Annotated in this window: 28 protein-coding genes; 27 read left to right on the top strand and 1 reads right to left on the bottom strand. The window is 61.4% G+C overall.

The features are described 5' to 3' along the window. The 26 genes from ABQJ48_RS35465 to ABQJ48_RS35590 all read left to right on the top strand — a co-directional run. The coding region (locus ABQJ48_RS35465) for an HNH endonuclease (RefSeq protein WP_367842569.1) at positions 1 to 364 on the top strand (364 nt) is incomplete at its 5' end. A 227-nt stretch (positions 365 to 591) separates the two neighbouring features. Further along, positions 592 to 1,071 carry a phage terminase small subunit P27 family gene (locus tag ABQJ48_RS35470; protein ID WP_367842570.1) on the top strand — a complete coding sequence of 160 codons (480 nt, stop codon included), beginning with the start codon at positions 592 to 594 and terminating at the stop codon, positions 1,069 to 1,071. Between the two features lie 5 nt (positions 1,072 to 1,076). Beyond that, positions 1,077 to 2,786, top strand: coding sequence for a terminase large subunit (locus ABQJ48_RS35475; protein ID WP_367842571.1), 1,710 nt, complete (start codon positions 1,077 to 1,079; stop codon positions 2,784 to 2,786). Continuing rightward, positions 2,783 to 2,968 carry a hypothetical protein gene (locus ABQJ48_RS35480; protein WP_367842572.1) on the top strand — a complete coding sequence of 62 codons (186 nt, stop codon included), beginning with the start codon at positions 2,783 to 2,785 and terminating at the stop codon, positions 2,966 to 2,968. The genes ABQJ48_RS35475 and ABQJ48_RS35480 overlap by 4 nt, the downstream gene beginning before the upstream one ends. 3 nt (positions 2,969 to 2,971) lie before the next feature. Further along, the gene (locus ABQJ48_RS35485) at positions 2,972 to 4,225 is read left to right on the top strand and encodes a phage portal protein (RefSeq protein ID WP_367842573.1); all 1,254 of its coding nucleotides are present in this window, start codon (positions 2,972 to 2,974) and stop codon (positions 4,223 to 4,225) included. After that, positions 4,222 to 5,193 carry a S49 family peptidase gene (locus tag ABQJ48_RS35490; protein WP_367842574.1) on the top strand — a complete coding sequence of 324 codons (972 nt, stop codon included), beginning with the start codon at positions 4,222 to 4,224 and terminating at the stop codon, positions 5,191 to 5,193. The genes ABQJ48_RS35485 and ABQJ48_RS35490 overlap by 4 nt, the downstream gene beginning before the upstream one ends. Positions 5,194 to 5,307: 114 nt before the next feature. Then, complete coding sequence (locus tag ABQJ48_RS35495) at positions 5,308 to 6,615, top strand: phage major capsid protein (RefSeq protein ID WP_367842575.1); 1,308 nt, start codon at positions 5,308 to 5,310, stop codon at positions 6,613 to 6,615. A 62-nt stretch (positions 6,616 to 6,677) separates the two neighbouring features. Then, positions 6,678 to 6,872 (top strand): hypothetical protein, encoded by a 195-nt coding sequence (locus tag ABQJ48_RS35500; RefSeq protein WP_367842576.1) that lies wholly within the window; start codon positions 6,678 to 6,680, stop codon positions 6,870 to 6,872. 5 nt (positions 6,873 to 6,877) lie between these two features. Further along, positions 6,878 to 7,453 (top strand): head-tail connector protein, encoded by a 576-nt coding sequence (locus ABQJ48_RS35505; protein ID WP_367842577.1) that lies wholly within the window; start codon positions 6,878 to 6,880, stop codon positions 7,451 to 7,453. Further along, the gene (locus ABQJ48_RS35510; RefSeq protein ID WP_367842578.1) at positions 7,454 to 7,795 is read left to right on the top strand and encodes a phage head closure protein; all 342 of its coding nucleotides are present in this window, start codon (positions 7,454 to 7,456) and stop codon (positions 7,793 to 7,795) included. Beyond that, positions 7,795 to 8,361 (top strand): hypothetical protein, encoded by a 567-nt coding sequence (locus tag ABQJ48_RS35515; RefSeq protein ID WP_367842579.1) that lies wholly within the window; start codon positions 7,795 to 7,797, stop codon positions 8,359 to 8,361. The genes ABQJ48_RS35510 and ABQJ48_RS35515 overlap by 1 nt, the downstream gene beginning before the upstream one ends. Next, positions 8,358 to 8,705 carry a hypothetical protein gene (locus tag ABQJ48_RS35520; RefSeq protein WP_367842580.1) on the top strand — a complete coding sequence of 116 codons (348 nt, stop codon included), beginning with the start codon at positions 8,358 to 8,360 and terminating at the stop codon, positions 8,703 to 8,705. Before ABQJ48_RS35515 ends, ABQJ48_RS35520 begins: the two co-directional genes overlap by 4 nt. 60 nt (positions 8,706 to 8,765) lie before the next feature. Beyond that, positions 8,766 to 9,695, top strand: a complete 930-nt coding sequence (locus tag ABQJ48_RS35525) for a phage tail tube protein (protein ID WP_367842581.1) — start codon at positions 8,766 to 8,768, stop codon at positions 9,693 to 9,695. 86 nt (positions 9,696 to 9,781) lie between these two features. Next, a complete protein-coding gene (locus ABQJ48_RS35530; protein ID WP_367842110.1) occupies positions 9,782 to 10,108 on the top strand; it encodes a phage tail assembly chaperone in 327 nt (108 codons plus the stop codon). Positions 10,109 to 10,167: 59 nt separating this feature from the next. Then, positions 10,168 to 10,497, top strand: a complete 330-nt coding sequence (locus ABQJ48_RS35535) for a DUF1799 domain-containing protein (RefSeq protein WP_367842582.1) — start codon at positions 10,168 to 10,170, stop codon at positions 10,495 to 10,497. 18 nt (positions 10,498 to 10,515) lie between these two features. Continuing rightward, entirely contained in the window at positions 10,516 to 16,224 is a 5,709-nt protein-coding gene (locus ABQJ48_RS35540) for a phage tail length tape measure family protein (protein WP_367842583.1), read from the top strand. After that, entirely contained in the window at positions 16,221 to 17,711 is a 1,491-nt protein-coding gene (locus ABQJ48_RS35545; RefSeq protein WP_367842584.1) for a hypothetical protein, read from the top strand. Before ABQJ48_RS35540 ends, ABQJ48_RS35545 begins: the two co-directional genes overlap by 4 nt. 1 nt (position 17,712) lies before the next feature. Then, positions 17,713 to 18,564 (top strand): hypothetical protein, encoded by an 852-nt coding sequence (locus ABQJ48_RS35550; RefSeq protein WP_367842585.1) that lies wholly within the window; start codon positions 17,713 to 17,715, stop codon positions 18,562 to 18,564. Next, the gene (locus ABQJ48_RS35555) at positions 18,564 to 19,325 is read left to right on the top strand and encodes a hypothetical protein (RefSeq protein WP_367842586.1); all 762 of its coding nucleotides are present in this window, start codon (positions 18,564 to 18,566) and stop codon (positions 19,323 to 19,325) included. The genes ABQJ48_RS35550 and ABQJ48_RS35555 overlap by 1 nt, the downstream gene beginning before the upstream one ends. After that, a complete protein-coding gene (locus ABQJ48_RS35560; protein WP_367842587.1) occupies positions 19,322 to 21,217 on the top strand; it encodes a DUF7483 domain-containing protein in 1,896 nt (631 codons plus the stop codon). Before ABQJ48_RS35555 ends, ABQJ48_RS35560 begins: the two co-directional genes overlap by 4 nt. An 8-nt stretch (positions 21,218 to 21,225) precedes the next feature. Next, on the top strand, positions 21,226 to 21,777 hold the full coding sequence (locus ABQJ48_RS35565; RefSeq protein ID WP_367842588.1) for a hypothetical protein: 552 nt from the start codon (positions 21,226 to 21,228) through the stop codon (positions 21,775 to 21,777). A gap of 2 nt (positions 21,778 to 21,779) precedes the next feature. Beyond that, complete coding sequence (locus ABQJ48_RS35570) at positions 21,780 to 22,076, top strand: hypothetical protein (protein WP_367842589.1); 297 nt, start codon at positions 21,780 to 21,782, stop codon at positions 22,074 to 22,076. 63 nt (positions 22,077 to 22,139) lie between these two features. After that, positions 22,140 to 22,334, top strand: a complete 195-nt coding sequence (locus ABQJ48_RS35575) for a hypothetical protein (RefSeq protein WP_367842590.1) — start codon at positions 22,140 to 22,142, stop codon at positions 22,332 to 22,334. Beyond that, positions 22,321 to 22,803: a glycoside hydrolase family 108 protein gene (locus ABQJ48_RS35580; RefSeq protein WP_367842591.1), complete on the top strand. Its 483-nt coding sequence runs from the start codon at positions 22,321 to 22,323 to the stop codon at positions 22,801 to 22,803. Before ABQJ48_RS35575 ends, ABQJ48_RS35580 begins: the two co-directional genes overlap by 14 nt. Then, the gene (locus tag ABQJ48_RS35585) at positions 22,800 to 23,384 is read left to right on the top strand and encodes a hypothetical protein (RefSeq protein ID WP_367842592.1); all 585 of its coding nucleotides are present in this window, start codon (positions 22,800 to 22,802) and stop codon (positions 23,382 to 23,384) included. Before ABQJ48_RS35580 ends, ABQJ48_RS35585 begins: the two co-directional genes overlap by 4 nt. A gap of 189 nt (positions 23,385 to 23,573) precedes the next feature. Continuing rightward, positions 23,574 to 24,365: a DNA adenine methylase gene (locus ABQJ48_RS35590; RefSeq protein ID WP_367842593.1), complete on the top strand. Its 792-nt coding sequence runs from the start codon at positions 23,574 to 23,576 to the stop codon at positions 24,363 to 24,365. Positions 24,366 to 24,463: 98 nt separating this feature from the next. Here the strand turns inward: ABQJ48_RS35590 and ABQJ48_RS35595 are convergent, their stop codons facing one another. Further along, on the bottom strand, positions 24,464 to 24,883 hold the full coding sequence (locus tag ABQJ48_RS35595) for a hypothetical protein (protein ID WP_367842594.1): 420 nt from the start codon (positions 24,881 to 24,883) through the stop codon (positions 24,464 to 24,466). A gap of 498 nt (positions 24,884 to 25,381) precedes the next feature. On the opposite strand from ABQJ48_RS35595, the gene ABQJ48_RS35600 reads away from it, so the two are divergent. Further along, complete coding sequence (locus tag ABQJ48_RS35600; RefSeq protein WP_367842595.1) at positions 25,382 to 26,341, top strand: SOS response-associated peptidase family protein; 960 nt, start codon at positions 25,382 to 25,384, stop codon at positions 26,339 to 26,341. The last annotated feature ends 577 nt before the right edge of the window (positions 26,342 to 26,918 follow it).

Consider the following 26,918-nt stretch of genomic DNA (forward strand, 5'->3'; position numbering starts at 1 on the left):
CAAGCATCGCGGATGCGCGGCACTTGTTCCTGGCGGTTCAAGCTATTGCGCCTCACATGCGAGCGAGGCAACCAACTGGAAGGCAGATCGGGAGCGGGGCAATCGCCACCAGCGTGGATACGGCACGGCATGGGACAAACTCCGCAAGCAGATCCTGCAGCGCGACGCTGGCCTGTGCCAGCCATGCCTGCGCGCGGGGCGCGTCGCGCGCGGCACGCATGTTGACCACGTCGCAGCAAAGGCGCGCGGCGGCTCTGATGACCATTCGAACCTGCAGACGATCTGCATCGATTGCCATAAGGCGAAGACCGCGACGGAGCGACGTGCAGGCGCTGTGGCCGGTCGAATCGCGGAGGGGTCTTGAGCGGATGCGCGCAGGCTTGGGAGGGCCACGAGGCGCCCGCTCAGGTGGTCGGGCGGCCATGGGTGGGGGGTGCCAAAACCTCGGGCGGATCGGTCATAGGACCGCGTGTTTGGTTTGATTTTTACGACCGCGAAAAATGAAAATCGGGTTTGCGGCCTCGGGGCGGTCACAACGCGTAATAGTTACAACGCCAGACTGGCGAAAAACGATTGCAAACGGAGAAGAAAATGGCCGGTGTCAAAGGTCGCTCCGGGCGCCGCGCCAAGCCAACGGCCATAAAGGAACTGGCCGGCAACCCCGGCAAGCGGGCGCTAAACAAGGACGAGCCCGACTTTGGTCTCGCAACCAATATTGAGTGCCCCGTCTGGATCAGGGGCCACGCGGCCGAGATGTGGGACCGGGTGGCGCCAGCGTTGTGTGCCAACAAGATCATGCAGGTCACGGATCTGCATAACCTCGAAGCGTTTTGCATGGCGTATTCCCGGTTGCGGCTCGCGGAGGACGACATGGAGAAAAACGGAATCGTGGTTGCCGGCGCGCAGGGCGGCCCGATGAAGAATCCCGCTGCAACCGTAGCGAACGAGGCGGTCCGGCAAATGGCGACACTCGGCTCACTGCTCGGCCTTGACCCATCCAGCCGGCAGAGCATGACTGGCGGCAAGAAAAAAGACAGCGGCAATCCTTTTGCCGCATTGCTCGGCGGCTAAACCTGATGGCGACAACGATTTCGCGGGTGGAGCGAGGGCTCCAGTTCGCGCGTGATGTCGTGCGCGGAAAGAAGCCAGCCGGTCGCTTCGTGGTGCTCGCGTGCCAGCGGCACCTCGACGACATCGCGGCGAGCCGCAAGAAAGAATTCAGGTGGAAATTCGATGCGGCGGCGGCGGAACGCAAGATCGCGCTGATCGAGCTGATGCCGCACGTGAAGGGCGAGTGGGGTTTCAAGCGCCAGCTCGTAACGCTCGAGCCGTGGCAGATATTCGGCCTGATGGTCACTTTCGGGTGGCTGAACAAGCGCACCGGCAAGCGCCGGTTTCGTGAAAGCTACTGGGAAGTGCCCCGAAAGAACGGTAAATCGGTCATTGCGGCCGGCGTCGGCCTCGGCATGTTCCTGATGGATGATGAGTTTGGGGCGGAGGTCTACGCCGGTGCAACCACCGAGAAGCAGGCGTGGGAGGTTTTCCGGCCCGCGCGCCTGATGGTGAAGCGCTCGCCGCTGTTAATCGATGCGGCCGGGATCGAGGTGAACGCATCGAACCTGAACAAGCCCGCCGACGGCAGCCGCTTCGAGCCGCTGATCGGCAACCCGGGCGACGGTTCATCGCCGTCCTGCGCGATCGTCGACGAGTATCACGAACATGACAGTTCGGCGCTCTACGAGACCATGCTGACCGGTATGGGCGCACGGCGGCAACCGCTGATGTTCATCATCACGACCGCCGGCGCGAATATCGAAGGGCCGTGCTATGACAAGCGGCGTCAGGTCATCGAAATGCTGGAAGGCACGGTGCCCGATGATGAGCTTTTCGGCTGGATCTGGACGATCGACGAGGGCGACGAGTGGACAGACCCTCGCGTGCTTGCGAAGGCCAACCCGAACATCGGGATCTCGGTCTATCAGGACTATCTGGAGAGCCAGCAGAAGCGCGCGATCAACTCTGCACGCTTCACGAACACGTTCAAAACCAAGCATCTGAACGTGTGGACGTCGGCCAAAACCGGCTATTTCAACCTCGAAGACTGGCGGGGCTGCGAGGATCTGACGCTAACCCTCGAGCAGTTCGAGGGGCAGGACTGCATTCTTGCGCTCGACCTCGCGCGCAAGCTCGACCTGAACAGCATGGCGCGGCTCTTCTGGCGCGACATCGACGGCCGGCGGCACTATTACAGTGTCGCACCGCGGTTCTGGGTTCCCGAAGACACGGTGAAGAACACCGAGAACCGCCGGATGGCTGAGCGGTACCAGAAGTGGGTGAATCAGGGGTGCCTGCTCGAAACGGCTGGCGCCGAGATCGATTATCGCGACATCCAGCACGAGGCGACCGAGGCGAACCGGGTGTGCCCGGTGCAGTGCGTCCCAATGGACCCGCACGGCGCAACCAACCTCGCGCATCACCTCGAAGACGAGGGGCTGACGCCGGTCACCATCGTTCAGAACTACACAAACATGTCCGATCCGATGAAGGAACTTGAGGCCGCGGTTACGTCAGGCCGGTTCCATCACGATGGAAACCCGATCATGACGTGGTGCGTGAGTAACGTGGTCGGCAAAAACCTGCCGGGCAACGACGATGTCGTGCGCCCGATCAAGCAGGGCAACGACAACAAGATTGATGGTGCGGTAGCACTGATCATGGCGATCGGCAGAGCGATGCTGTCGGAGCTCAATGCCGGCTCAATTTACGACCAGGGGGTGGGAATTTGAATTTGATCGGTATCTCGGCCTGGATTGTCGGCATGCTCGGCTTCGCCCTGCTGGTGGCGGGCGTGGCGATGGTCAGCGTACCTGCCGGATTGATCGTCGCGGGCGTATTGCTGCTGTGCTGGGCATATCTGGCTGACCGTGCGGCCGCGCGCGTTGCGCTCACCGCGCCGCAAGAGAAATAAGTCATGTTCTTCAGCAAGCAGCTTCTATCGAGCCTCGCGATAACCCAGATGGGTTCGTCCGGCTGGGTGTCCGCACTGATGGGCAGTGCCCGGTCTGATGCCGGGCAGGTCGTCACCGCCGCTTCTGCGCTCTCCCTGACAGTGCTGCAAAACTGCGTCTCGCTGCTGGCCGAAAGCATCGCGCAACTGCCAATCGAGATCTATGAGCGCTCGGGCGAGGATCGCGTTCCTGCTGTCGACCATCCGTTGTACACGATCCTGAAGTATCAGCCTAATCCGTGGCAGACGCCGTTTGAGTATCAGGAGCAGGCACAGATCGCCGTCGGCTTGCGCGGCAACAGCTACAGTTTTATCGACCGCGACTCGTCCGGGGTAGTGCAGGGGCTGTATCCGCTAGACCACGAGGCCGTGACGGTCATGAAGGGCTCTGACCTGATGCCCGTGTATCGCGTGTATGGGTCGGATCCCATGCCGCAACGGCTGGTGCATCACGTGCGCTGGATGTCGATCAACGGATACACGGGGCTCTCGCCGGTCATGCTGCACGCGAATGCCATCGGTCATGCGCAGGCCATCCAGCAGTACGCGGGGAAGTCGTTCATGAACGGCACGGCCCTGTCCGGCGTGATCGAGCGGCCCGGTACGCCGATCAAGGACCAGGCATCGATCGACAAGATCACGGATGCGTGGGCGGCCAAGTTTGGCGGGTCAGGGAACGCGAAAAAAGTGGCGTTCCTGCAGGAAGGGATGACGTTCAAGCCTTTGTCGATGACCAATGTGGATGCGGCCCTGATCGAGGCGCTGCGGCTGTCGACCATCGACATCGCGCGGATCTACAAGATTCCGGCTCACATGGTCAATGAGCTGGAGCGGGCAACGTTCAGCAACATCGAACATCAGGAAATCCAGTTCGTCATCTACACGCTGCTGCCGTGGATCAAGCGCCACGAGCAGGCGAAGACGCGGGATCTGCTGCTGCCGTCGGAGCGCAAGCAGTATTTCATTGAATACAACGTCGCCGGCCTGCTGCGCGGTGACCAGGCATCACGCTATGCGGCCTACGCAGTGGGGCGGCAGTGGGGCTGGCTGTCGATCAATGACATCCGGCGTCTGGAAAACATGCCGCCGGTCAAGGGTGGCGACGTGTATCTGAGTCCTCTCAACATGGTGGACGCGTCAAAGCCGATTCCGGTGCCCACTGCTGGGAGCGGGCCGACCAAACTCGCAGTCGACGACATTCAAAGGATCCTTTCGTGAAACCTCACCTCAGACTCGCGAGCCTGATCTTCAACCAGCCTCAGCTCGTCAGCGACCAGATGATGTCGCTGGCCGTGCAATGGGCCAATCAGGCGCTGCACCTGAACATCGTCAACCTGTCCGTGCATGGCGCCGAGCCGAAGATCATGGAGGACGACGACTACGCCGGGGGCGCGCAGCTGGCGACAGCGGCAGACCGGCGTCGAGCCGTGGTAGCGGATACGGGTCTGGACATCATCCCCGTATCGGGCATCCTTGTGTCGCGCTCGGCGCACATGAATCCGTGCGAACCGATGACGAGCTACGAAGGCCTGCGCTCTTCGGTGAACCAGGCTGCCGCAGATCCCGCGGTCGAGCACATCATCCTTGACATCGACAGCAACGGTGGCAGCGCGACCGGCGCATTTGAGCTGGCTAACGACATCCGCGCGGCCGCGCAGATGAAGCCCATCACGGCGATCGTCAATTTCTCCGCTTTCTCGGGCGGCTATCTCATCGCGGCCGCCGCCTCGAACGTGATCGTCAGCCAGACTTCGGGTGTGGGCTCGATCGGCGTGATTGCGAACCACCTTGACGTCTCCAGGCGCGACGAGCAGCAGGGGGTCAAGGTCACGTCGGTCTATGCCGGCGACCACAAGAATGACCTGACGCCGCACGCGCCGCTCAGTGACCAGTCGCTGCAGTTCCTCACCGGCATGGTCCAGAACAGCTACCAGCAGTTTGTCGATGCGATCGCGAACTTCCGCGGCCTGAGCACGCAGGCGGTCATGGCCACCCAGGCGGGGATCTTCTTCGGCAGGCAGGGCGTGGACGCGGGGCTTGCCGATAGCGTCGAGACGCCGCAGGCGGCAGTCAACCGGATCGCTTCTGAGGTCCGTGCATCGCGGGCAGATCGCCAGTCGCGGACGGCGCCGCGTAGAAGCGTGGCCGCCCAGGCTGCGGCGATGAACATGCGGACCACCTACTGACCACGTACTGACCCACCCGATTCGAACCTGAGACCCACCCGATTCGAACTTGAGCGCGTTCGCGTCTCAGTCGAGTACCGCCGCCTTCGGGCGGCTTTTTTATTGGAGATCACCTTGAACATCAATGAACTTCGCCGCGAACGCGCCAATATCAACCAGCAGGTCCAGGCGCTGGCCGCTATCGAGGCCGGCGGCACAGCACTATCGGCCGAGCAGCACACCGAATTCACGAATCTGGGTGCGAAATTTACCGACATCACGGCTCAGATCGAGCGCGCCGAGGCCGCCGAGCGCATGGCGGCCGCTGCTGCTGTCGCCGTGGACCCGACGCCGGCCGCCATCGCGGCGCCCGCTGCCCCGAGCGTTCCGGCTCAACCGAAGGCACCCGAGGTAAAGGGCGCGAAGATGGCCCGCATGGTCCGCGCGCTGGCTGCCGCGCGCGGCGATGCGCAGCTCGCCTCGAAGCTCGCCATCGAGCGCGGTTTTGGCGAGGAAGTCGCCATGTCGCTGAACACGCTCACGTCGAGCGCGGGCGGCATTCTGGTGCCGGCGAACCTGTCGAGCGAGGTGATCGAGCTGCTGCGCCCGAAATCGGTGGTGCGAAAGCTCGGCGCCCGCACGTTGCCGATCTCGAACGGCAACATCACCATTCCGCGCCTCAAAGGTGGCGCGGTCGTCGGTTATATCGGGGCCGACAGCGATATGCCCGCGACGGAACAGCAGTTCGATGATCTGCAACTGACGGCGAAGAAGCTGGCCGCGCTGGTGCCCATCTCGAATGACCTGATCAAGTATGCGGGCGTGAACCCGAACGTCGATCAGATCGTGATCGCCGACCTGACTGGTGCCATCGGTGCGCGCGAGGACAAGGCGTTCATCCGCGATGACGGCACGGCCAACACGCCGAAGGGCCTGCGCTTCTGGGCGCTGGCCGGCAACCTCATCCCCGCAAGCGATGGGTTGACGCTGCAGAAGGTCGAGACTGACCTGAACAAGGCCATTCTCGCGCTCGAAAATGCGGATGCCAATCTGACGACCCCGGGCTGGATCATGGCGCCGCGTGTCTTCCGCTACCTGTCGGGGATGCGCGACGGAAACGGCAACAAGGTCTACCCGGAACTCGACAGCGGAATGCTGAAGGGCTACCCGGTCGGCAAGACCACGCAGGTGCCGATCACGCTCGGCGTCGGCACCAATGAGTCGGAAATCTATTTCGCGGACTTCGGCGATCTGTTCATCGGCGAGGAAGAGACGCTCGAGATCGACTACAGCAAGGAGGCGACCTACAAGGACAGCGAAGGCAATGTCGTGAGCGCATTCCAGCGCGACCAGACGCTTATTCGCGTGATCGCGAAAAACGACTTCGGCCCGCGCCACGTCGAGTCGATTGCTGTGCTGACTGGCGTGACCTGGGGCGCGTAAGCGATCAATCGTGATCATCTGGCCCGCGCTCGTTCAGGCGGGCCGTTCGTCGGAGCAAACGCATGAAGCTGGTCAAAATCAGGCGCCACCATCGGGAGTACACGCCGGGCGACATCACCGGATTTGGTGAGGCGCACGCCCAACGGCTGATCGACGCGGGCATCGCCGAGGAACACATTCCGGAGGCGCAAGACGCCAAAGAGGCGAAAGCGGCCGCCAGGGGCGACGCGTCGAAGTCGGCTGCCGGCAAGGGGTAACCGGGATGGCCGCTGTTCTCGTTGAGTACCTTGACGCCGCCGAGCCGCTCAGCTTTGAAGATGTCGCGGCGCAAGCACGTATCGACGGCGAAGACGAACGCGATTTCGTCGTGTCGGTCGTGATACCTGGCGCCCGGCAGGCGGCCGAAACGAAGACTGGCGCCGCCATTCGAAAGGCGCGATACACGGAGCGGCTTCCGGCATTCCCCGCGGGCGATTTCCCGTTGTCGATCGGTCAGGTCACCGCCGTTGACAGTGTCACGTGGCGTTCAGCATCGGGCGGCACGGTGGTGCTTGATCCGTCGCTGTATGAAGTCATCCAGGAGGGGCGCGAGACGCGTCTGGCACCCATCGGCACAACCCCATGGCCGAAGGCGTCGGCGGTGACGATTACATATCAGGCAGGCGCCGATCTCACCCACTTCCCGACTGTTCGTTGGTGGATGCTGCTTGCCGCGGGATGGGCCTACGACCAGCGCGAGCTGTTCGCGCTTGCGCTGGGGCGGCAGGCGATTGAGGAAATGCCGTCGGGCTTCGCGGACGCGCTTCTCGCTCCCATTACCGTTCCGCCGAGGTTCTGAATGAAAGCGGGCACCCTCAATCGCAGGATCGTGATCGAACAGCCGGGCGCCGCGAGGAACCGCACCGGGGGACTGGCGGTGCAGGCGTGGGTCGCAGTTGCCACTGTCTGGGCCGGTGTTCGCCACCTCTCCGGCGTCGAAAAGGATGCGACCGGAAAGTACGGCGGCATCGTGTCGGTCGCCCGTACGGAGTTCACGATCCGTCCGCGTACGGACATCGACGAGACGATGCGAGTGTCTTTCAAAGGCAGGTATTACGGCATCGTCCACATAAACGATGTGCTCGATGCGCACGACCGGATGGTCATTACTTGCGACAGCGGCGCAAAGGATGGAGCGTGATGGCGAATCCCAACAGCATTGCCGGGCTGAGTGCGCTCAGCTCGAAGATTGCATCCCTGAAAGACGATATGCAGAAAAAGGTCGCGTTCTCTGCGTGTCTCGCCGGCGCGAACGTGATCAAGCGCGAGGCGATAGCGATCGCTGCGTCCAAGGGCTTGAGGCTCACCGGCGCGCTGATCAACAACATTGCGGTGAAGCGGGAGAGCAATCCGCCGCCGGGCGTTGCGCAATACAACCTTGGTGTGCGGCACGGCCGGGCGCTCGGAAGCAAGGCGAAGGTCGAGTTTTCAGTGCGCGCGGACGGCAGTATCCGCAAGGCGTATGTCGATGACCCGTTCTACTGGTGGTATCTGGAATTCGGCACGAAGGCGCACGACCAGGCGGCACCGAAGGCACGCAAGCTGGCTTTCGAGTCCGATGGCAAGGCCGTCTTTGCCATGAAGGTGCGCAACCCGGGCATCCAGCCAATGGCTTTCATTGGGCCCGCGTTCGAGCGCAAGTCGGACGAGGCGCTTGCCGCGATGAACGCGCGAGTCGCGAAGTTTATTGCAGACGGTGCGGCATGAGTCTGAAAGAAGATGTCTATGCCGCCCTGAGCGCAATTCTGCCGAACACCTACAACGTCGAATTGCCGCAAAACCCGACATGGCCGTCGATCGTCTACTCGGTGCACACCGAGGAAGAGGACGGCTGGGTGCTGGGCGGTGGATACGATCTGCACACCGTCACGGTGGCGATTCTCGATCGCGATACCGATGCGATTGGCGTGCTGCGCGATCAGATCGTCGCCACCTTCGAGCAGATGGACGATTTCATCATCATCGAATCGGAGGGAGACAGCCAGTACGAGGGGAACGCGGCGGTGTACGCGTACCTGATCTTGCTGAAGCTGCGAACCCGCCGTTTTTGAAACCGAGCATTAGCCCGCTTATGCGCCCGCACCAGCGGGCTTTTTTATTTGAGGACCCTCATGTCTAAACTCACACGCAAGACCCTGATTCTGGCGGTCATCGAGACGGTCGTCGGCACGGATGCAGTCCCGACCGCAGCATTGAACGCGATTCTCGCGCGCAACTGCACCTACACGCCGACCGCCGAGTTTGCCAGCCGCGATGTCATGCGCCCGTACCTCGGCAATAGCGAGCAGTTGCCCACCGCCATCCACGGCCAGCTTGACTTCGAGATCGAGCTCGCCGGCGCTGGTGCGGCGGGCACGGCACCCGCGTGGGGTGCACTGATTCAGGCGTGCGGATTTTCGGAGACGATCACCGCGGGCGATAACGTCAAGTACGAGCCGATCTCCGACAACCTGCCGACCGTCACGCTGTACTACTTCCTGGACGGTCTGTTCCACAAGATGACCTCCGGCCGCGGCACAGTTGCGATCGACATGACGGCAAAGAGTATCCCGGTGATGAAGTTCAAGTTCACGGGGCTGTATAGCGACGTTGTCGATCAGGCCATGCCGGCGGGCGTGGATTACACGCAGTTCCAGAAGCCGCTCGTCGTGAACAAGGCGAATACCCCGAACTGGTCTTTCCAGGGGGCAAGTTCGCCGCTGCAGGCGCTCTCGATCGACGTCGCCAACTCGGTCAATTACCGGAATCTGGTTAAGCAGGAATCCGTCGACATCACCGATCGCAAGCCGGCGGGCAGCGCGACGATCCAGCTCGACTCGGTCGCAACAAAAGACTGGTGGGCTGCAGTGCGCGACGCCGTCACGGGCCCGCTCACGATCACGCACGGCAAGACCGCCGGCAACATCGTCCAGATCGATGGTCCTGCTGTGCAGGCGACTAACCCGGCATACAGCGACCAGAACGGCACCGCCATGCTGGGCCTGAACCTGACGTTCGTGCCGGTAGTCGGCAATGACGAGATCGTCATCACGGTCAAGTAAACCAGCGCGGCGCGGCCCGCGCCGTCTCCGTACGCACTGTTCAAGCCCGCGCTGCGGGCTGCTCACAAATTAAAGGGAATTCAGGCATGGCATTCAAACTCGCCCAATCGGAAACCTACCAGCAGAAGATCGAAGTCCAGCTCGTCGGAGAAAACGGCAAGGTGGAAAAGCATGATTTCAAGGTCACGTTCAGGCGCTGCTCGAATGACAGGCTGGAAGATCTGCGCGGCAAGACTGGCAAGGAAGTGCTGCAGGAAGTCATCACCGGCTGGTCGGGCGTGACCGATGACGACGGCGCGGCGATCGCGTTCAACGAAGAGAACTTCGATGCCCTGCTGCAGATTCCCGCCGCGTCGTTCGCGCTGGTCAAGGGCTTCTGGGAAAGCATTGTGGTGGCCCGCGAAAAAAACTGATCGAGGTGGCGCGTTATTGGGCTGGCGACAAGCCCGATGATTTCGCTGCCGATGATTCAGTGGTCGCCGCGCTCGAGGCGGCGGGCGCGCCGCGTGAGGCAGTCGATGCGGCGCGCGCGCAGTCTTCCACCGAGCATTGCCATGTATGGCGGGAGAACTGGGAGGTCTTTGAGACCTTCGTCGCGCTGTCGGGGCAGTGGCGGTATCTGGCGGGACCGATGGGACCGCCCCAAACGCTCGGTCTCGATTACGCGCTCGTTGAGTCGGCGCTGCGCCTGATGGGCTTCAGCTCCAAAAAGCGCGTCAAGCTGTTCCCCTGGCTTCGGCTGATGGAGGCCGAAGCACTCGACGTGATCCGTGCGCGCGAAGAAGCGCAGCAATCTCCTTAGTTGTCCAACGCCCGCTGCATGCGGGCTTTTTTACATCCCAAGCCTATGCCCTCTCTCGGTTCCCTGATTGCCAAGGTCTCGCTCGACTATGCTGAGTTCGAGCTGGGCGCCGATCGCAGCAGCCAGGCAGCGCTCAAGATGGGCAACGACATCGAGCGTGCGGTCACGCGGGCGATGGGTTCCTACAGGAAGAGCGTCGGCGACATGTCGGCGGCCAATGACGATCTCGGCGCATCAATGGCGCGTGCGTCGGCCGGCGCGGCGGCGCTCGCCGAGTCGGAAGACCAGGCGACCGCCCGCATCAAGGATATGGTCGCGCGGTCACTCGAAGCCCAGCAAGGGTTGCAGCAGGTTGCGTCCGCGTCGCAGAGTGCCGCGGATGGCATGGGGGCGCTCGGTGCATCCGCTGATCAGGTGCGGGCTAATGTGGCGGCCCAGACGCAGGCGATGATCGACACCCAGCGTGCAACGGTGCTCATGAATGATGAGATGCAGGCGCTGCGCACGACCATGGCGCAGGGCAATGCGACATTCGCGACGCTTGGCGACCAGTATTCCCGGCTCGATCGCGCGATGGCGACCGGCAAGCTCTCGATGCAGGAATACGACGCGGCGCTCGCGGCGCTCGGGAAAGACGAGGACAAGCGGCTCCAGGCGCTCAATGCGCTGACCGCCAAATATGATCCGCTTGGCGCGGCGACGCGCAAGCTCTCTGCGGATCAGGCGCTGCTCGACGATGCTTACAAGTCGGGTCAGGTAACGACGGAGCAGTATCAGCAGGCGCTCAGCGGAATCAAGGCGGATCAGGCCGTGGTCGAGCTTCGGCGTCTGGCAGACCAGCAGGCGCAGCTCGAGCGGGCGTTCAGGTCCGGATCGGTTTCGTCCGCAGACTACAAAAAAGCGCTTGCCGACATCGGCACGAACCGGACCGCCCTGAGCGAAATCGCAGGCGCGGCGGAGACCGCTGGCGCCGGGATGAGTCATTTCGGTCTGGGGACGGCCGGTGCGCGCACGGAAATCCTGCGCCTCGCCAATGATCTCGCCAACGGCAACTTCGGTCGGTTCGATCAAAGCGCGATGGTGCTCGCCGAGCGCATGGATCTGCTGGGGGCCCTCACGTCGGGCACGGCTCTGGCCATCGCGGCCATTGCCGTACCGATTGTTGCGGCAGGCGCCGCGATGGTGATGGTGGCGCATCAGAACGATGCGATGAACGAGGCTTTGGTGCTGACCGGAAACTATGCCGGCACGACGGTGGACGGGCTGCGTTCGATGGCGCAGGCGGCTACTGCTGGTGGCGCTACCTTCAATACTGCTGCCGATGCGGTCACGCAGCTGGCCGCGACCGGCAAACTGACCGCCAATGAGATTTCGGATCTCGGGCGGACCACCGCCGATGTGGCGACCTACACCAGCATGTCAGTCAAGCAGATGGTCGACGAGTTCACGAAGCTTGCGGAAGATCCGGTTAAGGCGTCCGTCAAGCTGAACGATACGTACCACTACCTGACTGCCTCGACCTACGATCAGATCGATGCCCTGGTGAAGCAGGGCGACGCGACCGGCGCCGCCCAGGTCGCAGTTGAAGCATTCTCGACGTCAATGGATGCCCGCACCCAGGAGATCGCCAGGAATGAGGGCGTCATTCTCTCCGGCTGGCGCGAAATCAGGAACATGATCAACGGAGCCATCGAGGCGGTCGGGAAGTTCGGGTCAGAGAGTCCTGCGCAAAACATGCAGTTCTGGCAATCAGCGAAGCAGCGCGCGACTGCAGGCATTGGCGCGTCGTGGACCCCAGATGACGAGGCGGAGTTGCAAAAGGCAGTTGCCGCCTATCAGGCCGCCGTGAAGACGGCAGAGGACAAGGCGCGAAATGACCGCCAGCAGCAACAGCTGATCGATGGAAGACGTGCGTACGATACATGGAACGCGCAGTTTGCTACGCCAGCGGAAAAGCGCGCGAAGGAGATCCAGACGTATATGGATACCATTGCGACGCCGCTCGGCCTCGGTCCTGATCAGCAGATTGCCGACGAGCAGAAGATCAACGACAAGAACAAAGACAAGAAGACGGGTTCGTCGCGCAGCGCCGGCCTGGTCGACAGGACACAACTGCAGGGCGAAGTGCAGGCGATCAAGGACTCGCTCGATCAGGAGCTTTCATACGTCAAGAGCGCACAGACTCAGCTCGATGCGCTGTACAAGAGTGGCGGAATCAGCGAGAACGCCTATTACACGCAGTCGCGCGACAACATCGTAAAGGCGGCGTCAGACCGGGCGAAAGCGTTTGACGACGAGGCGGCCGTGCTCGCCAGGGGGCTGACCAACCACAAGCTTACCGCGGCGCAGCACGCGACGCTCCAGAAGCAGATCGATGATCTGCACGCGAAGTCAGCGGCGGCGATCGAGAGCGGGATGCTGGGTATCGCTGACTCGGCGGGCAAGGAACAGGAGGCCCTGGATAAGGCAAACAAGGCTTTCCTCGACTTGATCGACAAGCAGATCACCGCTGCCGACAATCAGGACCAGTCGCTCCAGGACCAGATCGATACGTTCGGCATGACGAAAACCGCGCTCGACCAGCTAAATGTCGCGCGCGCCGACGAGGCAGTCGCCACGATGGAAGCCGATCGTGCCGAGCGGCTTCGGAATGACGACATGGCCGATACCAAGGTTATCGACGCCAGAATCAATAAAGAGAAGGAGCTTGCCGCAACTCTGCGCGGAGTCGCCACCGATCAGGCTGCGCTTGACGACAAGAAGCAACTCCAGAAGCAGCAGGATGATCTGGTTAAGACGTGGCAGGGCACGATCGACGGCATCGGCACGGATTTCCATAACGGCTTCCTGCAAATGCTGGGCGACGGTGCGAAGGGTTGGGCAAGCTTCACGGATTCGCTGAAGAACACATTCGAGACGACGGTCGTGAACGAGCTGTACAAGGCGTTTGCGAAGCCGATGGTGATCAGCGTGATTGCGCAGATTGCTGGTATTGCTGGCGGCAGCGATCTTCAGGCGCAGATTCTGCAAAACAACGGCATGGCCGGCAAGGCGATGGGGGGCATGAACAACCTGTCGACCGGATACAGCGCACTAACGAAGGGCTATGGCTACATCGCCAATATGCTCGGCGCGAGCGGGACAACGGCCGGGATGACTTCTGGCGCGGCGTCTGCGATTGGTGGAACACTTGCTACAGGTATGGGCGGTGCAGCTACCGACATTGGCGGCATGGTGGCATCGTCCACCTCCGGCATTGCCACTGCTGAAGGCGTCGGCGCGAGTGGCACATCGACATTCGGCGCGGGCGCTGGGCTGACCAGCGCGGCCTCGTCTATGGGTTGGGTTCCTGTGGTCGGCTGGATTTTGGCCGGCATGGCGGCTGACGCGAAGTTGATGGGGCAGGGATGGAATCCCGACAACGGCTCGATGAGCGGCACCGGCAAAGTGCTCGGCTCGGCAACCATGGCCTCGTACGATCTGGCAAAGGCAATCGGCATTCCGTCGGGTATCGCAAATATTCTGACCGGCGCGTCGACGTTTTCACGCCTGTTCGGACGCAAAGATCCGACGGTAGACAGCGCTGGCGTCGATGGCAATGTGACGGTAGCCAACGGTTTCCAGGGGCAGGACTTCACGGACTGGACCGCGAAGGGCGGCTTTTTCCGTAGCGATGCTCACGGCACTGTCAATACGCCTGCGACGCAAGATCAGCTCGACCTCATCAACGGCACTGTCGTGGGCACGGTTGCGGTCATCAATCAGCTTTCCGGTGCCATCGGCGGCATTGATGGCCTGCAGGGCAAGTTGTCGGCGTTTAATTACAGCATCCGCAACGACTGGCGCGATCAGACGAACGTCACGAAGTCGCTAACGGATCTGTCGAATGGCCTGGTCGACGCGGTCGTTCCGCTTGAACAATACCAGCAGACCGGCGAGTCGCTGACGCAAACTGCAATTCGCCTGACTGGCGTGTTCACGTCGACGAACACGCTTGCTGATTTGCTCGGCAAGACGATGACGCAGGCGTTCGGTGCGGTGGGCCTTGCCGGCACGCAGGTTCGCCTGAACCTCATTGCCGCGGCCGGCGGCATCGACAGTTTCAATTCGGAGGTATCGGCCTACGTCAAGGCGTATTACAGCGGCTCGGAGCAGCTTGCGCAGGCGCAGAGCCAGATGACGCAAACTTTCGCGTCGCTTGGCCTGGTGCTGCCGAAATCGAAGGATGCGTTTCGCGCCGTGGTTACGTCGCTCGACCTGACGACAACCGCAGGGCAAAACACGTTTGCCGCTCTCATGGCGCTGGCACCGGCTTTCGACCAGTACACGCAGGCAATGAAGCAGGCGGCCGATGCGCAACAGTCGCTGTGGAATCAGTATTTCAGCGCTGTCTACACGCCGACGCAGCAGCTGGCGATGAACACCAGGCAGTTGCAGGATCAGTTCAACGCGCTTGGTGTCGCGATGCCGAAGACGAACGCCGATTTCCAGACGCTGGTCGAGCACATGGACACGTCGTCGCAGCCGGCCAAGGATCTGCAAAACGCATTGCTTGCGCTTGCACCATCCTTTGCGCAGGTAACGTCGGCAGCCGATCAGGCCACGCAGGCAGCGCAGCAGGCGGCGACACAGAACCTGCAAACGGCGCTTGGCGATGTGCAGACTGCCTACGACACGCAGTCGAAGGCGATTCAGGCGAACATCGACTCGATCAACCAGTTCATCAGTTCGCTGACGAGCCTGAAACAGTCGTTGTCGCTCGGGTCTCTGTCGACGCTCTCACCGCAGGACAAATACCTCGCCGAAAAACAGTTGTTCGAAACGACGTCGGCGAGCGCGGCCGCTGGTGATGCCACGGCCCAAAGTAACTTGCCGCAGATCGCTCAGGACTTTCTCACGGCCTCGCAGGCATACAACGCAAGTTCGCAGGCCTATGTCGATGACTACAACGAGGTCCAGCAGGCGCTCAGCGCGAACATCGCGGTGGCGCAGCAGCAGCTGAGCGCTGCGCAGCAGCAGCTCAATGCGACGAACCAGATGGTGCAGGGGATTTTGAACCTGAACCAGACGACGCAATCGCTTGCTGATGCGTTGAAGGAGTACTTCGCAGCAGGCGGCACAGCGTCGAGCACGGCGGCTGCCAACACCTATGGGGGCGCAGCGGGAGGCAATCTGAACGCGGCGCAAGTGCAGGCGACGGCCGTCAATGGCCTGATCCCGTATAGCGCTGCGAACCCGTATGGCCCGATGGGCGGCTACAGCGTTGGCGACTGGCAGGCGTCGATGCCGGGCGGTGTTTCTGATGCGACCAAGGCGGCGCTTGGCATGACGATCGGCGCGAACGGTACGTATGGCTGGAATGCGGTCAACGGATCGCACGCCGGTGGTCTGGATAGCGTGCCGTTCGACGGATACCGCGCCGAGCTCCACAAGGGCGAGGCGGTGGTGACGTCGACGAACAATCAGAAGTTGTCGCGGATGTTGAGCGGTGACTGGTCGCGCTTCGGAAATAGCGATAACGCTGCGCTCATCAATGAGGTTAAGGCGATGCGCGCAGAGATGGCGCAGATGATGGAGCAGCTCGTTGCTGTAGGCGTCGCCCGTTTGCAGCAGGCAGACCAGCAGCACGGGGAGAGCAAGTCGGAGCTGAGCAAGCAGTCGCGGCATCTGCAAAACGCTGTCGATGCGGCATCGCGCACCGCCAATCACACGAGCAAAATCAAGTGACGATAGCCATTGATGCGACTGGCTACAGGCTGTCGGACGGCACGTTGCAGACCCTTCGCTTTTCCGACGACGGGTTTATGACTCTGCCATCCGACACGCCGGCAAACGCCTATTACGAGCCGCGTTTGAGTGCACCCCCGCACTTTGCGCGGTCCCTTTTCAACACCGCACAGGCGAGCTTTGGCGCGTCGCAGTCGACACCCGGCGAGATCGTTCTGGAGAACAGCGACGGGGGGATCGATTACCTGCTGACCGACTATGCCTTCGACGGTCGGGCGTTCGTGATGCGTGTCGGCGCGAGTGGCACGCCATTCAGCACATGGACGGTGACAGCGTCCGGCACGCTGAGCGACGTGAAGGTCAGCAACACGACGACGCTTAGCCTGGTGGTCAATGATCGCCTGCAAAAGCTCACGCTCACGCAGCAGCGCCCGACGTACGGCGGCACCAATGTGCTGCCGAACGGCATCGACGGAACGGCCAACGACCTCGCGGGCCAGTACAAGCCGCGAGTCTATGGCTCGGTGCTGAACATCGCGCCGAAATGTGTCAATACGTCCAACCTGATTTACCAGGCGTCCGATCAGTCGAACTGCTCGATCACGGCGGTGTATGACAACGGCGTCTTGCTCACCCAGGATGCGGACTATCCCGACCTCGCGACGCTGCAATCGACGCAGCCCCTGTCAGGCCATTACCGGCGCTTTCAGGGCTATTTCCGGCTCGGCGCAAGTCCCGCGTCGCAGGTGACATGCGATGCGACCAGTGGCACGACGGCGGCGGCCAGTCTCATGCAGCAGATCGCGCTCGATGCTGGCTTCACGTCCGCCGACATCAGCGCGACAGATGTGACCGCGCTCAACGCGCTGACCGCGGCGCCGTGCGGCGTGTGGGCTGACGGCCAGGTCACGAGTCAGTCGCTGATGGATGCCATCGCGGGCAGCATCGGCGCGTACTACTCGTTCGACCGGTTCGGCGCGTTGCACATGGGGCGCGTGACTGCGCCGACCGGCGCGCCGGCGGCGACCTTCGATGATGTCGTGCTCGAGCAGGTGAACGTGAAGGAGGCAGGGATTCCCTTCTATCAGGTCACGATCACCTACGCGAAAAACTACACGGTGCAGAACCAACCGGCCGGCAGCGTCACCGTCGACCGGCGCACGTGGATCTCGCAGGACTCTCGCAGCCAGATCGCAACGAGCGCAACCGTGCAGGCCGCATGGCCGTCGGCGACTGCTCAGTCGTTTGGCACCGTGCTCGTCAACGCAGTCGATGCGCTGGCAGAAGCGAACCGACGACTCGCGCTGTTCAGTCGCCGGATGCTGCTGACCGTCGACATTGACCTCTCGCAGCTCGGCACGCTCGACCTCGGCACGGTGGTCGCGTTCACGTATCCGCGGTACGGCCTGCCGTCGAAGCTGATGGTGGTGGTCGGCGTGGACGCAGGCGCCGATACGCATCTTGCAACACTCACGCTATGGGGATGATGTGGCAAATGTCCTACTCGCATATCCGAACCTGACGGACGGCGCGACGCTGTCGGGCGGCAACTGGCAGGCGCCGCTCACGAACCTGCAGGACCGGCGTCTCGCGCGCGTCGCCCGCACGACCGACAGCGCGACGGCGAACACGCAGTTCAGCATCGACCTCGGCAAGGATCGCAAGCTACAGGTCGTCTCGCTCGTGAGCCACAACATGAGCACGCAAGGGCAGTGGCGCGTGCTGATGGGCGACGATCCGACGTTCGCGTCCAACAAATACGACTCGGGCTGGCAGGTTGCATGGCCGGTCGTCTATCCATTCGGCACGCTCGAATGGGAAGACGACAACTGGTGGGAAGGCACGATCGCGCAGGACGCCCGCGCGGGCTATCCGGGCATCCTGCTCGACCTTCTGCCAAGCATTGTGCTCGCGCGCTACGTCAAGGTGCTGTTCAGCGATGCGACGAACGCTGCAGGGTATCTGCAGTTCGGCCGGCTGTTCCTGTCGCCCGGCTGGCAGCCCGCCAACAACATGTCATACGGCGCGTCTTTCAATTGGGAAACGGATACGAAGGTTGCGCGCTCGCTGGGCGGCACCCCGTACTTCGACCGGAAAAGCCCTCGTCGAGTCGACAAGTTCTCGCTTGGGTTCCTGAGTGATGCAGAGGCGAAGGCGACGGTGTTTGAGATGCAGCGAACGTTGGGCATGGACGGCGAGCTTCTTGTCGCCTGGGATCCGACCGACGCACTGAACCTGATCCGCCAGTCGTTCGTTGGCCGCATGCGCGCGCTCAATCCGATCACCACCGTGTTTCTAAACAACAACAGCAACGCATTTGAAATCGAGGAAACGTCCTGATGACGAACCAAGTTACTTTCCCGACCAACGTCGGCGGCGATGGCTCGACCGTCACTGACGACAGCAACGCGACGACCGGCCTCGCCAATGGCGGCTTTCGTGTGCGCTTGCTGCCGATGTTCACGCAGATCATTGCGATCGCGAACTGGATCCTGAGCACGGCGAGCGCAGCAGGGGTGAGCGCGACAAACGCGTTCAACTCGGCGTCCGCTGCGTCGACCTCGGCCGGGAACGCAAATACCTCCGCGGGGGCCGCAGCAACGAGCGCCGCCAATGCGCTCGCCAGCGCGCAGGCTGCAGCTGCATCTGCGCCACTGCCGTCTGTCACGGGCAACGCCGGCAAGATCCTGTCGACTGATGGCAGCACGTCCATCTGGAAGACGCTCACGCAGCTGCTCGTGAGCGGCGCGACGTTTGGAGGCAAGGCGCACTTCACGGCGATGGACACCGCGTCAACCGCGCTCGGCAATGTGACTGGCGCAGTATCAATCGACTGCTCGGCGGCGCAAGCTTACTCGTTCACGCCCACCGCAGCGGTCACGCTCTCGTTCACGAATCCGCCGGCGGCGAACACCTCGCAAGTGATCCTGCTGAAGGTCACGAACGGTGGGGCATTCACGCTTTCGTTCCCGGCAGGCACGAAGTATCCCGGCGGCTCGCTCGGCACGCTGACATCCTCTGGCGTGGACTGGCTGGGCGTGGCGTATGACGCCGGCTTGTCGGCGTGGGCCGTGTTCGTTCTCGGCAAGGCGGTCGCATGAGTCATCGCGCACTATTGGCCGCTGCGGGGGCGCTGGGCAAGGCGTGTGTGGAGGATGTGTTTTCGGCCTCTATCTATACGGGGAACGGAGCGACGCAGACGATCTCAAACGGGATCGATCTGACGAAGGGTGGCTTGGTTTGGAGCAAATGGCGAAGTGGTGCATTCGGATCGATGAATGGTGCTTTGGTGGACACAGTGTGTGGTAATGCGAAATTTCTAAACACGGAATCCGCGGGCGCCCAAAATTCGCAAACACTTCTGTCGTTCAACAGCAATGGATACACATTACCTGATGCTGGTGGCGGATATACGAATTCTTCCGGCGCGAACTATGTCGGGTGGACCTTCCGCCGCGCCCCCAAGTTCTTCGACGTAGTGACCTGGACCGGCGACGGCACCGGCAACCGGCAGATTCCGCACGCACTCGGAATCGCGCCCGGCATGGTGACGGCCAAGCGCCGCGACTCGACTGGACCGTGGGCCGTGTGGCACCGCTCGGCAACGGGCGATCTATATCTCGAGCAGACCGCCGCGCAGACCGCTTCCTTCACGCAGGTTACGGGCACGAGCGCGACGACGTTCTCGGTGTCGGGCAACGCCAATCTCAGCGGCGCGACCTATGTCGCCTACGTGTGGGCGCACGACCCCGATACCGCCAATGGGATCGTGCAGTGTGGGACGTTCACGACGGATGCAAGTGGGCTGGCAACGGTTACTCTAGGATGGGAGCCACAGTTCACGCTAGTGAAAGGTGCAACAGGCACTTCTACCTTCTGGATCCTCCAAGATAGCGCCCGCGGATCCGTTGCAACGGGAAACGGAAACTCCGTTCTCTATGCAAATTCAAACACTAACGAAGCAACGGGGCAAGCTGGCCTTCATCCAAACTCGACAGGATTCACGATTGACGGCGGCGGTGCTGGTCTTGCTGCGTCTACCACCTACATCTACCTCGCCATCCGACGCGGCCCGATGCGCACGCCGACGAGCGGGGCGAGTGTATATAACGCGGTTACTAATGTTGGACAGAGCGCACCGGTTAGCCTGACAGGGGCTGGATTTCCGCCAGACCTTTTGATCTCGTATGTAAGGTTTAATGGAGGCGCCGCACCGGGTATATTTGATCGGCTAAGGGGGATTTATAAATGTCTCTCACCTGGGTCTCCAAGTGGTGAGTCTACCGCAGCGGATTCAGTGACTTCATTCGACCAGAATGGGTGCACGTTCGGCGCGGATTCGGCTTTGCAACAGGTCAATTCAAATAGTTACCTGTATATCGACTGGTTATTCCGTCGCGCCCCCGGCGTCTTCGACATCGTATGCTATGCAGGAACCGGAGCAACACAGGCATACGCCCACAGTCTCGGAGTAGCCCCCAAGCTGGTCATAACCAAGGCGCGCAGTACTACTCAAGACTGGTATACCTATCACGCGTCACTTGGGCCAAACAACTATGTTGTTCTCAATACAGGTGCGGCGCAGGCGGCGTCGTCGGGCATCTTTGGGACTGGTCCGACATCAACGCAATTCAGCATCGGTGGTGGCGGCGGTGTGAACTATGTCGCCTACCTGTTTGGCGAAGTAGCGGGCGTCAGCAAGATCGGAAGCTATACCGGGAACGGCGCAACGCAGACGATCAATTGCGGCTTTACAAACGGTGTGCGTTTTTTGCTCATCAAGAGGACAGATGCGACCGGCGATTGGCTTGTGCTCAACTCATTGAGCGGCATAGTGGTCGGCAATGATCCCTACGGCGCACTTGATTGGCCCCAAGGTAGCCAAAACTCGACCACCGATCTGCTCACGCCGCAATCCGTCGGCTTCGGGCTCACGTCAAACGCGCTCGTCAACACTAACGGCGGCACCTACATCTTTCTCGCCATCGCATAGGGACCATCATGGAATATCGCATCCGCGCCACTGGCGCAGTCGTATCTGAAGCGGAACTGCGCGCGGCGCATCCTGACAGTGTGCTGCCGTCGCCTTTGACGGCTGACGCGCTTGAATTTGCGGGCGCTGATGCTGTGCTTGAGGCGCCGGCGCCGACGGTGACGGCCACGCAGACGGTCGCGCGCAATGGCGTGACGCAGGACGCAGGCGGCAATTGGGTGACGGCTTGGGTCGTCACTGACATGACGGCCGATCAGGTCGCCGCCGCTCAGGCGTTCTCGCAGCAGCAGTTACAGGCGTCCGTCGTCCAGCGGACCCAGCAACGCCTCGACGACTTCGCGAAGACGCGCAACTACGACGGCATCCTGAGCGCATGCACTTATGCCGCGTCATCGGTCGCGCAGTTTGCGAAAGAGGGTGGCTATGCAGTGACAGCGCGCGATGCGACGTGGAACACGCTGTATTCGATCCTCGCCGATGTTACTTCCGGCAAGCGCGCTACTCCGACCGGCTATGCGGACATCGAGCCGGAATTGCCAACCCTCGCATGGCCGGCATGATCATGAGCCGACTCAAGCTGCTGATGGTATGGGCGCTGTGCACGCTTGCCGCGCCGATCCTGTCGATTGCGATGCTGTGTCAGGCGGCGTTCGGCTCGACAGATCGCGCGCTGTCGATGGCCGTTGCGCAAGACGAGTGCGGCAATGCGCTGTTCGGCGGCGCTCGAGGCGAGACCATCTCGACGCGCACCGGTAACGCGCTGATTCAGGGCAAGCGCTGGGCGAAGATCGCGGCGCCATGTATCGACGCACTGTTCGGGGCCGGGCACTGCCTGGCTAACGCAACACTGCCTCACTGATCCCGCAAAGGCTCACCAACTCTCTGACCCGTCATTTGGCGGGTTTTTCTATTTGAGGCCTTGATGATTCAAAACGACACGGTCGCCAGCGTTGTAAAAGTCGCACCTCCCGTCGCAGTGAGCGCAATACAGGCGATCACCGAATCGCTGCCGAGTTTCGTGCTCTGGGTTACGGCCGTCTACACCGTTCTTCAGCTATACGTTTTGATTCGCGACAAGATTCTGCGACATGAGGAGGGCGGTGATGAGCAGTTTTGATGACGCTTTCGATGCGCTGATCGGCAACGAGGGCGGCTACTCGAACAACCCGGCTGATCCGGGCGGCGAAACGATGTGGGGCGTCACTGCGCGCGTCGCACGAGCGGCTGGCTTCACCGGACAGATGAAGGACTTGCCGCGCGACACGGCGAAGGCGATCGCAAAGAAGCTGTATTGGGATCCGCTGCGGCTCGACGAGCTCGACCCGCGCGTGGCTTTCCAGATCTTCGACGCGAACTACAACGGCGGCCATCCGGTGATCTGGATGCAGGGCGCGGCCGGCGCGAAGGTCGACGGTCTGATTGGGCCAGCAACCATCGCAGCTGTGCAGGCCACAGATCCACTGCGGTTCATGCTGCGCTGGAACGCGCTGCGCCTGCGCTATTTCACATCACTGCGGACCTGGCTCACCTTTAGCAAAGGTTGGGTCAACCGTATTGCAAACAACCTCATGAAAGGAGCTGCATGATGCCGCTTATCCCCATCGCAATGGCGCTCGCGCACTTCGTACCGATGATCGCCGGCTGGCTCGGCGGCTCGAAGGCCGAAGACGTCGCCAGCAAAGTGGTCAGCATCGCCCAGACTGTGACAGGGCAGTCTGCGCCCGACGCCGCGCTTGCCGCCATCCAGTCGGATCCGAATCTGGCGATGCAGTATCAGAAAGCGGTGCTCGACCAGCAGGCGCAGCTCGCACAAATCGCCGCTGATGTCGAAAAGGCCGAACTCGCCGCGGATCAGGCCAACACGGCGGTGGTCAACCAGACGATGCAGGTTGAGGCGAAGTCCGATCACTGGCCGACGTACACCTGGCGCCCGTTCATCGGCTTCTGCTTCGGACTTTTGGGCCTATCCGCTGGCATGACAGTCGGCGCCGCGTACGCGGGCGTGATGTTCTTCTGCATCGACCCGGCGGTGCTCGCGCAGCTGCCCGGCATGCTCGGCGCGGAGGCGGCAGTGATGACTACCATGGCGGCGCCACTCGGCATCGCCTCCTGGTTCCGCGGGAAAATGCAGAGCGACCCGCGCGTGCCGAGCGACAGCCGCGGATGAAGTTTGCGGCCGTACCAAGGCCAGTTTTGACCCGGCTCAGTTACGCGTAAAAAGACAGGGCGGCCACGAGCATGTTAGCGCATGCTCGTGGTCGCCTTTCCACTGAACAGCCCAGTGAATTAGCCAAGGCCCTGACACCTACCGGTAGGCGGGCCGAATTCTAACTTAAAAAGAAAAGGCAATTCATTCATGGCAACACCAATCGTCCCGTGGATCGGGGGCAAGCGTCGCCTCGCGGACCATCTCATTCCGCGCTTTCCTGCGCACGAATGCTACGTCGAGGTCTTCGCGGGCGGGGCCGCGTTGTACTTCATGAGGCCGCCGGCGAAGGTCGAAGTGATCAACGACATCAACGGCGAGCTGGTGAACCTGTACCGCGTCGTGCAGCATCACCTGGAAGAATTCGTGCGCCAGTTCAAATGGGCGCTTACGAGCCGCCAGGTGTTCAAGTGGTTGCAGGACACCGTTCCTGAGACGCTCACCGACATCCAGCGTGCGGCCCGCTTCTATTACCTGCAGCAAAATTGCTTTGGTGGGAAGGTCGAGAGTCAGTCGTTCGGGACGGCGACGACTACGCCTCCCGGTCTCAATCTGCTCAGGCTGGAAGAGACGTTGTCGGCCGCGCATCTGCGTCTATCGAATACGTTCGTCGAGCGGCTTGACTGGAAAACCTGTATCGACAAGTACGACCGGCCGCACACGCTATTTTATCTGGACCCCCCGTACTGGGAGACAGAAGGATATGGCGTGGCCTTTCCCTATGCTGAGTACGAGGAAATGGCGAGACGTCTGCGGGCGATCAAGGGAAGGGCGATCGTCAGTCTGAACGATCATCCGGATGTCAGGCGGGCGTTCGATGGCTTCCATATCGAGACCGTCGACATCAAATACACAGTCGGAGGTGGCGGTCGGGAGACCGCTCGCAAGGAAGTGATCATCTTCAGTTGGGATGACGCAGCGGTGCCGGCAGGGCTTTTCTGACATCTATTCCGTTGCCTTCGATCAGGAGGCGGGACCGTACGGATCCGATCAGTGGACTTGCCGTTAGTCACGCGGATCGGAGCTCGGCCAGTTTGATTTTATTGAGTTTGGTGAACGAAAGACCCGGGAAGGAACCCAAGTTGACCGGCGCGATTGGCGACCTCACAGTTCACACAGTCAAACGAGTCGCTCAGCGGGAGCAGAGGCGGCCCGAGAACAATGCTGTCTTGAGCTTCTGGCACTTTGACGATAACCTGGCCGACATTTCGCAAAGCCTGCCACTGGACTTGGTAGTGCCCCTCCTTTACGTTAGCTTGACTTCCCGGCGTCTTTACGATGTCCATCGTGCCGTCCCCGGTCGCATTTTTGACATCGCTAAACTTGTTTAGCGTCAGCGTTACGGTGGTGCCCGCCGGCGTGGCTGCTGCGGTCAGATGGTCTGCCACATAGACCGCCGGCTTGTCGGAGCATGCCGTGAGGCTGAGCGCGGCGACGACTGTGAGGATAAATTTGCGCATGGTTTCTGTGTTGGGAGGAATGCAATAAGCTAATTGCGTTAAGTGCTGGCGTCGCCCGCGCATTGACGCTCTGGGAAAACATTGTGAGGCGTCGTGCGGTTCATTATCGCGGCGGCTCTTGATTATCGGCACGAGTTAAGCAAACCTTTAACTTCGGGGCTTTACGCATTCATACTGCGGCACGACGCTCAGTGTCGCTTCAATACAACCGCCGTCCGAAATAAACGTTGCGGCCTTGGCGATTCGTCATCAGATCCAATTGCGTGGACCCAGTAGACGCAGCCCGTCTCGGGGTCCGCTTGGACCTGCCGGCGATCACGGCGTACGCACAACGCATGAGATCCGCCGGCAATGTCACCGCCCCAATGCTCACATGAACGGCAGGGGCGGTCGGTTTCTGAAGAATTGAAAAGACCCATGATAACCACTGTATAAACGTACAGTGTATCCCGGACTTGCGGCGGTATCATAGAACCGTCTCAAAACCCGGAGCCGGCCATGTGCTATTCAGCGCAGATCGTTGCGGACTATCGAAAATTCGTGAGAGCATTCGGGGCGCGGCTGAGCTTGCGGGAGTTCGCGGAGCTGTACTGGGAGCGCGCCAACGGAAGCAAGGCAAAGATTCCGAAGGCGATGGACGCGGCGTTCGCCGACCCCCAGACCGAGGAGCAGCGCGAGATCAAGGCCGCGATCGACCGGTTCAACGCCGAGCAGGCCACCGCACTCGAGCAGGAATTGTTCAGGCAGCGGACACGGCTTGCGGACGCTGAACGGACGCTTCAAACGAAAGCCACCAAGGCGGCCACAGAAAGCAAACGCATCGCGACGGACAAGATCGACGCGACGATCCGCCGCCTCGACGATCTGAGGCGGACGGAACTACAGGGCCGCGACTCGCGCATCTTTCCAGGCACGTACGCACCTGTGATGGTCATGGAGAACGGCCAGCGGGTAATCAAGCCGATGCGCTACCAGTGCCGGCCGGCGGGCAAGCCCAAGTTCTACGACACGAAGTTTCCGGGCACCTACAATGCACGCCGCGACAATCTCGAAGGCTTCTGGCGCGATCTTTTCGGCTACTCGCACGGGCTGATGGTCGTCAACGCGTTCTTTGAGAACGTCAGCCGCGCCAGGATGGAAGGGCGCGAACTGCAGGACGGCGAGAAGGACGAAAACGTGGTGTTGGAGTTTCGACCCAATGCCGGCGGGGAAATGCTGGTCGCCTGTCTGTGGTCGCACTGGAAGGCACCGGGCGAGCCGGACCTCCTTTCATTTGCGGCGATTACCGACGAGCCGCCACCCGAGGTTGCTGCGGCGGGCCACGACCGCTGTATTGTCCCGATCAAGCCGAAGAACATTGACGCGTGGCTTAACCCGGACTCTAAGAATCTGGCGGCGCTGCACGCGATCCTCGACGATCGCGACCGTCCATATTACGAACATCGGCTCGCGGCATAGGTGCCTTCGGTCGACCAAGACGAGGGGCGGGCAGCGGCAGCGTCGGACTCACTTCGGGCCACGAGCGGTCTTTCGCAGTCGGTTGGCGACCGTCTATTGACGAGCGACGAGCCGCCATTTTGTAAAGCCACGACCGATGATTCGGCAGACTCACCTACGCCCGACGGTGACTTCCGTTTGAGCGATCCGTTCGCATTCGTCTCGCCCAGACATGGGCTCTGTCACCACAGCCCGCAGTGCGTTTGTGTTTTTTTATGACCAGCCTGTGTGTGATCGACATTGTCAAAGATCGGAAGGTCGCCCACTGGACTGCCGGTGGACGGCTGTCCTTCCAAGGGCTGGGCTAATTTGCCGGCCGGCATGCGCCTGCCCTACACGTGGGTCGTCGTGAGTAAATAAGTACATATTACAAGACTGTAAAAAAATTTCCCAACAACCGGAATCATTGGGGCGGGATGGTGTACATTTGTCTGACAATTAGTAATTTTTAGCCTACCCTAAGTTTCTCTGTCACCTGATCTCCGGGAGCAATTTTGCCAGACGACTCCAGGCACCGACCAAACCGCCTTCATGATGC

The sequence above is a fragment of the Paraburkholderia suaedae genome (assembly GCF_040812055.1).
GTDB lineage: Bacteria > Pseudomonadota > Gammaproteobacteria > Burkholderiales > Burkholderiaceae > Paraburkholderia.

Coding starts and splice junctions, on each gene's coding strand:
- ABQJ48_RS35505 (WP_367842577.1), top strand. CDS start 6,878: ATGGCCGCTGTTCTCGTTGAGTACCTTGACGCCGCCGAGCCGCTCAGC.
- ABQJ48_RS35565 (WP_367842588.1), top strand. CDS start 21,226: ATGGAATATCGCATCCGCGCCACTGGCGCAGTCGTATCTGAAGCGGAA.
- ABQJ48_RS35530 (WP_367842110.1), top strand. CDS start 9,782: ATGGCATTCAAACTCGCCCAATCGGAAACCTACCAGCAGAAGATCGAA.
- ABQJ48_RS35590 (WP_367842593.1), top strand. CDS start 23,574: ATGGCAACACCAATCGTCCCGTGGATCGGGGGCAAGCGTCGCCTCGCG.
- ABQJ48_RS35510 (WP_367842578.1), top strand. CDS start 7,454: ATGAAAGCGGGCACCCTCAATCGCAGGATCGTGATCGAACAGCCGGGC.
- ABQJ48_RS35600 (WP_367842595.1), top strand. CDS start 25,382: ATGTGCTATTCAGCGCAGATCGTTGCGGACTATCGAAAATTCGTGAGA.
- ABQJ48_RS35570 (WP_367842589.1), top strand. CDS start 21,780: ATGAGCCGACTCAAGCTGCTGATGGTATGGGCGCTGTGCACGCTTGCC.
- ABQJ48_RS35540 (WP_367842583.1), top strand. CDS start 10,516: ATGCGGGCTTTTTTACATCCCAAGCCTATGCCCTCTCTCGGTTCCCTG.
- ABQJ48_RS35575 (WP_367842590.1), top strand. CDS start 22,140: ATGATTCAAAACGACACGGTCGCCAGCGTTGTAAAAGTCGCACCTCCC.
- ABQJ48_RS35560 (WP_367842587.1), top strand. CDS start 19,322: ATGAGTCATCGCGCACTATTGGCCGCTGCGGGGGCGCTGGGCAAGGCG.
- ABQJ48_RS35470 (WP_367842570.1), top strand. CDS start 592: ATGGCCGGTGTCAAAGGTCGCTCCGGGCGCCGCGCCAAGCCAACGGCC.
- ABQJ48_RS35515 (WP_367842579.1), top strand. CDS start 7,795: ATGGCGAATCCCAACAGCATTGCCGGGCTGAGTGCGCTCAGCTCGAAG.
- ABQJ48_RS35585 (WP_367842592.1), top strand. CDS start 22,800: ATGATGCCGCTTATCCCCATCGCAATGGCGCTCGCGCACTTCGTACCG.
- ABQJ48_RS35500 (WP_367842576.1), top strand. CDS start 6,678: ATGAAGCTGGTCAAAATCAGGCGCCACCATCGGGAGTACACGCCGGGC.
- ABQJ48_RS35485 (WP_367842573.1), top strand. CDS start 2,972: ATGTTCTTCAGCAAGCAGCTTCTATCGAGCCTCGCGATAACCCAGATG.
- ABQJ48_RS35580 (WP_367842591.1), top strand. CDS start 22,321: ATGAGCAGTTTTGATGACGCTTTCGATGCGCTGATCGGCAACGAGGGC.
- ABQJ48_RS35595 (WP_367842594.1), bottom strand. CDS start 24,883: ATGCGCAAATTTATCCTCACAGTCGTCGCCGCGCTCAGCCTCACGGCA.
- ABQJ48_RS35475 (WP_367842571.1), top strand. CDS start 1,077: ATGGCGACAACGATTTCGCGGGTGGAGCGAGGGCTCCAGTTCGCGCGT.
- ABQJ48_RS35520 (WP_367842580.1), top strand. CDS start 8,358: ATGAGTCTGAAAGAAGATGTCTATGCCGCCCTGAGCGCAATTCTGCCG.
- ABQJ48_RS35555 (WP_367842586.1), top strand. CDS start 18,564: ATGACGAACCAAGTTACTTTCCCGACCAACGTCGGCGGCGATGGCTCG.
- ABQJ48_RS35525 (WP_367842581.1), top strand. CDS start 8,766: ATGTCTAAACTCACACGCAAGACCCTGATTCTGGCGGTCATCGAGACG.